The sequence below is a fragment of the Streptomyces graminilatus genome, from assembly GCF_001418565.1.
Lineage (GTDB): Bacteria > Actinomycetota > Actinomycetes > Streptomycetales > Streptomycetaceae > Streptomyces > Streptomyces graminilatus.
Window position 1 is genome coordinate 1 of sequence record NZ_LIQQ01000535.1, and the last position, 8,223, is coordinate 8,223.

At 70.1% G+C, this 8,223-nt stretch carries 8 protein-coding genes; 5 read left to right on the forward strand and 3 right to left on the reverse strand.

Translation table 11 applies throughout. The features are described from left to right. On the forward strand, window positions 1–1,734 hold a 1,734-nt coding region (locus tag AOK08_RS35375; protein WP_055533646.1), incomplete at its 5' end, for an ABC transporter ATP-binding protein. 291 nt (window positions 1,735–2,025) lie between these two features. Here AOK08_RS35375 and AOK08_RS35380 read toward each other — a convergent pair. The 3 genes from AOK08_RS35380 to AOK08_RS35390 all read right to left on the reverse strand — a co-directional run bounded on the left by AOK08_RS35380 (window position 2,026) and on the right by AOK08_RS35390 (window position 5,437). Next, window positions 2,026–2,790 (reverse strand): glycoside hydrolase family 12 protein, encoded by a 765-nt coding sequence (locus tag AOK08_RS35380; protein WP_157876929.1) that lies wholly within the window; start codon window positions 2,788–2,790, stop codon window positions 2,026–2,028. A 499-nt stretch (window positions 2,791–3,289) separates the two neighbouring features. Next, a complete protein-coding gene (locus tag AOK08_RS35385; RefSeq protein ID WP_055533649.1) occupies window positions 3,290–4,411 on the reverse strand; it encodes a permease in 1,122 nt (373 codons plus the stop codon). A 195-nt stretch (window positions 4,412–4,606) separates the two neighbouring features. Beyond that, window positions 4,607–5,437 (reverse strand): DUF2182 domain-containing protein, encoded by an 831-nt coding sequence (locus tag AOK08_RS35390; protein ID WP_055533651.1) that lies wholly within the window; start codon window positions 5,435–5,437, stop codon window positions 4,607–4,609. Between the two features lie 214 nt (window positions 5,438–5,651). Here AOK08_RS35390 and AOK08_RS35395 point away from each other — a divergent pair, with 214 nt between their 5' ends. The 4 genes from AOK08_RS35395 to AOK08_RS35410 all read left to right on the forward strand — a co-directional run bounded on the left by AOK08_RS35395 (window position 5,652) and on the right by AOK08_RS35410 (window position 8,100). Beyond that, window positions 5,652–6,308, forward strand: coding sequence for a DUF1326 domain-containing protein (locus tag AOK08_RS35395; RefSeq protein WP_055533652.1), 657 nt, complete (start codon window positions 5,652–5,654; stop codon window positions 6,306–6,308). A gap of 279 nt (window positions 6,309–6,587) precedes the next feature. Beyond that, window positions 6,588–7,007 (forward strand): aspartate 1-decarboxylase, encoded by a 420-nt coding sequence (gene panD, locus AOK08_RS35400; protein ID WP_055533653.1) that lies wholly within the window; start codon window positions 6,588–6,590, stop codon window positions 7,005–7,007. A 62-nt stretch (window positions 7,008–7,069) separates the two neighbouring features. Beyond that, a complete protein-coding gene (locus tag AOK08_RS35405; RefSeq protein ID WP_055533655.1) occupies window positions 7,070–7,414 on the forward strand; it encodes a GNAT family N-acetyltransferase in 345 nt (114 codons plus the stop codon). A gap of 26 nt (window positions 7,415–7,440) precedes the next feature. Beyond that, window positions 7,441–8,100 carry an aspartate/glutamate racemase family protein gene (locus AOK08_RS35410; protein WP_055533656.1) on the forward strand — a complete coding sequence of 220 codons (660 nt, stop codon included), beginning with the start codon at window positions 7,441–7,443 and terminating at the stop codon, window positions 8,098–8,100. Window positions 8,101–8,223 lie beyond the last annotated feature (123 nt).

Consider the following 8,223-nt stretch of genomic DNA (forward strand, 5'->3'; position numbering starts at 1 on the left):
GTCGTCGACACGATCGTGTCGGGCGGCGACGAGAGCACCGTCGTCCGGCTCGCCCTGCTCATCGCGCTCATCGCGGTGGTCGAGGCCGTCCTCGGCATTGTCGGCCGCTGGCTGTCGGCGACACTCGGGGAAGGGCTGATCCTCGATCTGCGGACGGCCGTGTTCGACCATGTGCAGCGGATGCCGGTCGCCTTCTTCACGCGTACCCGTACGGGAGCACTCGTCTCCCGGCTCAACAACGACGTCATCGGCGCGCAGCGCGCGTTCAGCAACACTCTGTCCGGGGTGGTGAGCAACCTGGTCACCCTGGTGCTCACGCTCGCCGTGATGCTCACCCTGTCCTGGCAGATCACCCTGCTCGCGCTGGTGCTGCTGCCGGTGTTCGTGATCCCCGCCCGGCGGATGGGCAGCCGTATGGCAAAGCTCCAGCGCGAGGCCGCCGACCTCAACGCGTCGATGGGCACCCGGATGACCGAGCGCTTCTCGGCTCCCGGCGCCACCCTCGTGAAGCTCTTCGGGCGGCCCGACGAGGAGTCCGCCCAGTTCGCGGCCCGCGCCCGCCGGGTACGGGACATCGGCGTACGGACGGCCCTCGCGCAGTCGGTCTTCATCACCGCCCTCACCCTCGTGTCCGCCCTGGCGCTCGCCCTGGTGTACGGGCTCGGCGGCTGGTTCGCGCTGCGCGGCACCCTGGAGCCCGGCGCGGTGGTCGCACTCGCCCTGCTCCTCACGCGCATGTACGCGCCGCTCACGTCGCTCGCGGGGGCGCGCGTCGAAGTGATGAGCGCCCTGGTGAGCTTCGAGCGCGTCTTCGAGGTGCTCGACCTGAAGCCCCTCATCGAGGAGAAGCCGGACGCCCTCGAGGTCCCCGAGGGCCCGGTCGCGGTGGAGTTCGACGACGTCCGCTTCGCCTACCCGTCCGCCGACCGCGTCTCCCTCGCCTCCCTGGAGGAGGTCGCCGCCCTGGACACCCGGGGCGGCACCGAGATCCTGCACGGAGTGAGCTTCCACGCCGAACCGGGTCAGACGATCGCCCTGGTCGGCTCCTCCGGTGCCGGAAAGTCGACCATCGGACAACTCCTGCCCCGCCTGTACGACACCGACGGGGGCGCCGTACGCATCGGCGGCGTCGACGTCCGTGACCTGAGCGCCGCCTCCCTGCGCGCCACCATCGGCATGGTCACCCAGGACGGCCATCTCTTCCACGACACCGTGCGCGCCAACCTGCTGCTGGCCCGCCCCACGGCGACGGACGACGAACTGTGGGCGGCCCTGACCCGGGCCCGCCTCGACGACCTGGTCCGGGAACTGCCCGACGGCCTCGACACCGTGGTCGGCGAACGCGGCTACCGGCTCTCCGGCGGCGAACGCCAGCGCATGACCATCGCCCGGCTGCTGCTGGCCCGCCAGCGTGTCGTCATCCTCGACGAGGCGACGGCCCACCTGGACAACACCTCGGAGGCGGCGGTCCAGGAGGCCCTGGCGGAGGCTCTGGCGGACCGCACGGCCGTGGTGATCGCCCACCGCCTGTCCACGATCCGCGCGGCCGACCTGATCCTCGTGATCGAGGCGGGCCAGATCCTGGAACGCGGCACGCACGACGAACTTCTCGCCCTGGACGGGCGGTACGCGGAGCTGTACCGCACACAGTTCGCCCACCGCCCCGGCGAGCAGCCGGAGGTCACGGAGGTGGCGGGGGCCACGGAGGCGGCGGGGGTGACGGAGGCCGCGTAGACCGGCTGTCCGCCGTGGACCGAGGTGATCGGCCGGGCCGCCCGCGGAAGGCGCGGGAGCGTCGGTGGCATCGCCGGGTCGTGACCGCCTGGTCGCGGAGGAAAGCGAGTCGACCTGAGATCGACGGATTCCGGCTCGCGGTCGCGCTCCGCGCGCGGCGACCCGCGGCCGCGCCACGATCCGGCCGCCCTTCCGCGAACCCTGCCGCCGGGATCTGTCGATCGAGGCCCGGCGGCAAGGTCGCGTTGGGGAGTTGCTCCTGTTGTCTCTACGCGCGGACGGAGCGCACGGCTAGATGCTTGATCCGCCGCCGGAGGTGTTGTTCCACCAGGCGCTGTAGGCGTTCAGCGCGTACCGCTTCTGCACGCCGCTGGTCGAGGTGATCTCGATGCCGAACTGCATCGTGTCGAAGGTGGTGTTGCGCAGGAGGTTCTGCGACGCGGCCCATCGCCAGACCGCCGAGGCGTCGATGCTGCCGGTGTTGGTCTGCTGGGCGGGGATGAGCTGCAGTACGTTCCAGCCGGGATCGACCTGCCAGACCGACGCGTACAGGACGCCGCCGATGGTCACGTTGGACCTGATCTGCCTTCCCCAGCCGCCTGCCGTCCCGGACCAGCTGGTGAAGACCATGATCTCGTCCTGGTTGTTGGTCGACCAGATGTCGCTCGTCCAGTTCCAGTGGTCACTGCCGCCGACGGGAGCCGACGACGTGTTGTACCAGAAGCCCGCCGAGTTCAACTGCGACAGCGGCGTCTGGGGCCGGACCGAGGTGTTCGGGTACGACTTGATCCCGCCACCGGAGTGGTTGGCATCGACGTACCAGGACTTGATGCTGTCGACGGTCTGGCACTGCGTGCCGGGGTTTTCGCCCCAGATGTTGTTGTAGATCGTCCAACTGCCCTGGGTGTACTGACCCCACCGGTCGCAGGTGGAGGATATCTGGGCCTGCGCCGGAGACGCGAAGCTCAGGAACCCGGCGATCACGGCGACTATCAGGGCCAGTCGACCGAACCCGGCCGACTTTCCGATGATGGATTTACGGGCTTGCCATCTCATGTGTCCCTCCAAGGACGGCGATGCGTTGTTCCGGACCCCCCCGGTCTTATGGCGGACTCTGGCGCCGCGAGATGTCACTCGCATGCGAGTCCGGGCTCGGGACGGCGCGGCTCAGCCCCGTCCGAGGTACTTGCGTGATTGGCCGACTGATCGGCTTGTCGGTCGGCCCTGGGCGAATGGGTTTCGCTCAGGAACTGCGGGAACGGTGCTTGTTCCCCTTGCTTCCAAGCACCGGGCTTGCCGGACGCAGATGGTGAATTGTCGAAGCGCTTGCGTCTGCGGACATTGATAACGGGGCCTCTTCTGAACAGCAATACTCTGCGCAGGAAAACACATTTCTTTCACCAGAGGCCATCACTGTCGAAGCGCATCGAATGGATTCGCCGCAGCGCCCGCCACCTGGCCTTACGGAACGCCGCGGGCCCTGGTGGATGCGGCGGAAGGCGAGGAGGCGGCGACGCGATCAAGCCGCTCGGGTCAGCGAAAGGTCAGCGAACGGTCAGCCCATCATCCGCAGCATGGCCCGGCCGCCGGTGCGCCAGAACCGTACGAGCAGGGTGGCGGCCAGCAGCAGGAAGGCGATGTTGAGCCACGTGGTGTAGTTCCAGGTGATCCCTTCCTCGGGGATCTTCGCGTCGGCCTGGTCGGGGACCAGGCCCAGTCCACCGAAGGCGAACTCGACGGCATACCCGGCCACCGCCATCGCCGCGAAGAAGGTGACCAGGAGGAAGGCGGCCATCCGGGGGCCGTAGTACTTCCGGTAGATGTTGAGGATCGGGAGGATCAGCAGGTCGGCGTAGATGAAGGCGATCACGCCGCCGAAGCTGATTCCGCCCTTCCACAGCACTACGGCCAGTGGCACGTTGCCGATGGAGCAGACGAACGTCGCGATCGCCACCAGCGGTCCGACGAGCGGTCCGACGATCTTGGCGGCGAGCGGATGGTCCGCCAGGAAGAACGTCTGCCAGAACTCGTCCGGCACCCAGGCGGCGATCGCCCCGGCGATCAGGAGCCCGGCCACCAGGTCGCGCAGGATCGCCGCCCACTCCATGACGAAGATGTGCGAGACGGACGTAAAGCCGTCCCGTGAGAGGAGCCGGCGCGCGAAGCCGCCCTCGCCCCGCACCGACATGTCCATCGCCGCATGGCCCTCCATCGATCCGGCCACGCCGCGTTCGGCCTGCTCCCGGGCCTGGCGCAGGAGCCGTCCACGCAGGAAGATCCGGAACAGCGCGGCGAGTACGACGATCATGATCGGGCCGCCGACGAACTCCGCGGCCGTGAACTGCCAGCCCATCAACAGGGCCAGGATCACGCCGAGTTCGATCACCAGGTTGGTGGAGGCGATCTCGAAGGCCATCGCCGCCGTGAAGTCCGCGCCCTTGCGGAAGAGGGAGCGCGCGAGGGCCACGGCCGCGTAGGAACAGGAGGACGAGGCCGCGCCGAGCCCGGCGGACACGGCGAGCGTGCGTGGCCGGTCGTCGCCGAGCAGCCGTACGACGGTGGAGCGGCGCACCACTGCCTGCACGACGGCGGAGAGCGTGAAGCCGAGGATCAGCGCCCAGGTGACCTCCCAGGTCATCGACCCGGCAATGGACAGCGCGTGCCCGATCGCCTCCATGGACCGCCCTTCCCGAGGTGTTCCGGTGCCGACCTCAGACCCTACCCCTAGGGGGTATGCCTTGCGGGTTCTCGGCGTGGCGACACCTGAGAGGCACTCACAGGGACTGAGCCTTCCGCGGCAGGGACGGAAATGCGGTCTTGACGTGGAGCGTCCCGGTCAGCCACCTGGCGGGTCGCTCTGAGTGACGGCCGGTCAGAGCGCCGCACCCAGCATCTGGTCCATCGACGGATCCGACATCTGCAAGCCCGGCAGGAGCCAGTCCTGGAAGGGGGCGAGCACGGCCAGTACGAGGAGGGCGGCGCCCACCGCCCAGCTGAGCCAGGGGCCGCCGCGCCACAGCTTCTCCAGGAAGATCACCGCCGCCAGTCCCGCCATCGCCGCCACGTTCATCACGCCGAGCGGGATCAGGACGATCATCAGCCCCCAGCAGCAGCCGACGCAGTAGAGCCCGTGGTGCGCGCCCACCCGCAGATCCTTCGCCCATGGCCGGAACCGCGCGTATCGCATCAGCTGGAACATCGGGCTGCGGCAGTGCCGCAGGCAGACCCGCTTCAGCGGCCCGAACTGCTGGACTCCCGCGAGCAGGAACGCGCCCGCGCCGATCCAGCGCCCCGACTCGGGGTGGGTGTCGACCAGGTGCCCCGTCGCCGCCAGGGCCCCGTACACCAGCAGTCCGAACCCGGCCCAGGCCAGCAGATAGCCACCGACGAATTCCGTGAGGCGCAGCGCACGGACACGGCCCGCCGTGCTGCGGTTGATCGCCTGGACCCAGGTGAGAGCCACGGGTGCCACCGACGGCAGCATCATCGCCGCCATCATGACCACCCACAGAAGCAGGAAGAGCGGGAGCGCCAGGCCCATGGTGCCCGGCTCCATGCCCATGTCGCGGGACTGGGCGGCCGTGAGCACCCACGCCAGAGCGGCGATCAGAGTCAGGAGGAGCCAGCCGAGGGCCAGCTCACGCCTCGGCAGCAGGACCCCGGGCCGGGTGGGCTCCGGCGGGGCGAGCCGGAGATGCGGCACGGCATGCCTCCTAAGGACGCCCGCCGCTTCGGTGGCCGCTATGAGCACTCCGAAGACATCTCCAGCAGATCACACATTCGCCCGCCTCAACACCGGAGGACCCGGCCCGGGGCCGCGGCGCTCATGACCAGGCCACTTCGCTTTCGCGTCGCCGAGGAGCACCCTGGAAGTGACGCGGCTCCGTAGATCCGTATACCGGGAGAGGAGAAGCGAGATGGCTGAGCAGACCACCAGCAGCCCGCCTTGGCACGTGGCCGGCGACTGGTTCGACACCTGCAAGTGCGCCATACCGTGCCCATGCACCTTCGCCCAGCCCCCGACCGAGGGTGATTGCGAGGGCGTGCTTGCCTGGCACATACGCGAGGGACGGTTCGGGGACGTCCGGCTCGACGATCTGAACGTCCTGATACTCGCGTCCTTCACCGGCAACGTGTGGACCGGCGAACACACCGACCCGTATGCCGCCGTCTTCGTCGACGAGCGTGCCGACGACCAGCAGCGCGCCGCACTCGGCGCGATCTTCGGCGGGGAGGCCGGCGGCTGGCCACAGCAGTTCCTCGAGGTCTTCGGGCCCGAGATGCGCGGCATGGACGTCGCACCGATCACGGTCGAGGTCGACGAGGATCTGGGGGCGTGGCGCGCCGAGGTCCCCGGCCGGGTGACCGCCCGCGTTGAGGCCCTCACCGGCCCCACCACACCCGAGGGCGCACGGGTCCAGGTCCACAACGCCCCCGGCGCCGAGGTCGGCCCAGGACAGATCGCCACCTGGGGCCGGGCCGTCACCGACCAGGCCGACGCCTTCGGCTTCAACTGGAGCCGAAGCGGCAAGTCCAGCAAGTACTTCCCCTTCGACTGGAGCGGCCCGGACTGACGCGCGATCGGCCGGCGCTCCGTGCGGTCGTCGGGCATCAGCCCGTCGTCAGGTGGTCGTCGGGCTGGACGAAGGCAGCGGGAACCGGGGAGTTCGCCGCTCCCGGTCGGCCCGCGCCGATACGCCGTACCCGACGAACGCGAACACGCGAGCCGGGCGCGGATTCCGAGAGGAGGCGATGTTCCGCAGCACCTTCGAGTCCGACGAGTACCGGTGTAAAGTGCTGGACGCCCTTGACCTGCACAAAGCAGGCAGGGAGCCGTCTTCCAGGAGTCCACTTTGCTGCGCACCATGTTCAAGTCCAAGATCCACCGCGCCACCGTCACCCAGGCCGACCTGCACTACGTCGGCTCCGTGACCATCGACGCCGAGCTTCTCGACGCCGCCGATCTGCTGCCCGGCGAGCTCGTGCACATCGTCGACATCACCAACGGCGCCCGGCTGGAGACGTACGTCATCGAGGGTGAGCGGGGGTCCGGCGTCGTCGGGATCAACGGGGCGGCGGCCCACCTCGTCCATCCCGGAGATCTGGTGATCATCATCAGTTACGCTCAGGTGACCGACGCCGAGGCGCGGGCGCTGCGGCCGAAGGTGGTTCACGTGGACCACGGCAACCGTGTCGTGGCGCTGGGCGCCGACCCGGCCGAGCCGGTGCCGGGCTCGGACCAGGAGCGCAACCCGCAGGCGGTCACGGTCTGACCGCGTGCTGAGCCGGTGCGTCCGGCGACCGAGGACCCGAGGACCCGTTGAGGAGTGTGTCCATGAGCGACATCGAGATCCGTGACGACCGGGCGGCAGGCCGCCTGGAGGCGGTGGCGGCGGGGGAGGTCGCCGGCCACATCGCGTACTTCGTGCTGGCCGCGCGGGGGCGCGCACTGGTCCCGGTCCACACGATCGTCGAACCCGCGCACGAGGGAAAGGGCATCGCGGGCTCACTGGCCCGCGAGCTGTACCTCATGGCCGCCCGCGAGGGCATCGTCGTGGCGCCCCTCTGCCCGTACGTCGTGAAATGGGCCGAACGTCACCCCGCCGAGGCGCCGGTGGCGGACCCCCAGCTTCTGCGCGCCGCCAAGGAGTGGCTCGCGGCGCACCCCGACCGCTTCTGACGTCCGGCAAGGGGACCCCTCCCGTCATGCTCGCCCTCCTGCACACGTCACCCGTGCACGTGCCGGTGTTCGACGCCCTGCGAGACGAGGACCACCCGGACCTGGAACTCGCCCACTTCGTCCACGAGGACCTGCTGTCCGGGACCCGGGCCGACAGCCCCGACGTCGTGGCCGGTGAGATCCGGGCCGTTCTGGAACAGGCCGTCGCCGGTGGCGCCGTCGCAGTGCTCTGCACCTGTTCCTCCATCGGCGGTGTGGCGGAGGCGGCTGCCGAGGCGGTCGGCGTACCCGTGCTGCGGGTCGACCGTCCGATGGCCGCCGCCGCGGTGGCCATCGGCCCGAGGGTGGTGGTCGTCGCCACGGCTAAGACCACGTTCGGGCCCACGGCGGCCCTCGTGGAGGAGGAGGCGCGGCGCGCCGGACTCCCCGTCGAGGTACGGACACTGTTCGTGGACGGCGCCTGGGCCCGCTTCCAGTCGGGCGACACGGAGGGCTACGTCCGTGCGGTGACCGCCGCCGTGGACTCGGTCCCCGGCGACAGCGCCGACGCGATCATCCTCGCCCAGGCCTCCATGGCCCCGGCACAGCGGCTGACGACGACCACGGTGCCGGTGCTGTCCAGCCCCCGGCCGGGACTGGCGGCGGGCGCGGCGGCGGCACGGGCGGCCGGGACCGCAGGGGGGTGACCGCAGCGCGCCGGAGTGAGTGGGGGCGCGTGCGGTGGGTACGCGGAGAGAAGTCCAGCGCCGACGCCCCGTGGCTGGAGGACACCGTGACGCAACCGGACCCGCGCCCCCACCCCGTACCCC